The organism is Psychrobacter celer (assembly GCF_016107555.1).
In the GTDB taxonomy this organism is placed as follows: Bacteria; Pseudomonadota; Gammaproteobacteria; order Pseudomonadales; family Moraxellaceae; genus Psychrobacter; species Psychrobacter celer.
Window position 1 is genome coordinate 1 of the sequence record NZ_JABASU010000064.1, and the last position, 815, is coordinate 815.

At 50.6% G+C, this 815-nt stretch carries 1 protein-coding gene; it reads right to left on the reverse strand.

What is annotated here, in order from left to right:
- Positions 1 to 794: elongation factor Tu (locus JFC05_RS12685; protein WP_198337146.1), on the reverse strand; the 794-nt coding region annotated here is incomplete at its 3' end.
- Positions 795 to 815 lie beyond the last annotated feature (21 nt).

The window sequence follows — 815 nt, forward strand, 5'->3', positions numbered from 1 at the left end:
CGGAACATCTCAACACCTGTACAGGTGGTTTTTTGGGTGTCTTTGATACCGACGATTTCGATTTCGTCACCAACTTTTACGATACCTGATTCAACACGGCCAGTTACAACGGTACCACGACCTGAGATTGAGAATACGTCTTCGATTGGCATTAGGAATGCTTTGTCGATGTCACGCTCTGGCTCTGGGATGTAGGTGTCTAGGGTGTTTAGTAGTTCTACGACTGCTGGTTCGCCGTATTTGCCGTCGTCGCCTTTTAGGGCTTGGGTGGCACTACCTTTCATGATTGGGGTGTCGTCGCCTGGGAAGTCGTAGTCGTTTAGGAGTTCACGTACTTCCATTTCGACGAGCTCTAGCAATTCTTCGTCGTCTACTAGGTCACATTTGTTCATGAAGACGATGATGTATGGTACGCCTACCTGACGTGATAGCAAGATGTGCTCACGAGTTTGTGGCATTGGGCCGTCAGTTGCTGATACGACTAGGATTGCGCCGTCCATTTGTGCGGCACCGGTGATCATGTTTTTAACGTAGTCGGCGTGACCTGGGCAGTCAACGTGGGCGTAGTGACGGGTGTCGGTGTCATACTCTACGTGTGAGGTGTTGATGGTGATGCCACGTGCTTTTTCTTCTGGGGCTGAGTCAATTGACGCGTAGTCTTTTGCTTCGCCGCCTGAGGTTTTTGCTGCTACGGTTGCGATAGCGGCGGTTAGGGTTGTTTTACCGTGGTCAACGTGTCCGATGGTGCCGACGTTGACGTGTGGCTTGTTGCGTTCAAACTTGGCCTTTGCCATGGGTAATTCCTCTTTTTTTGG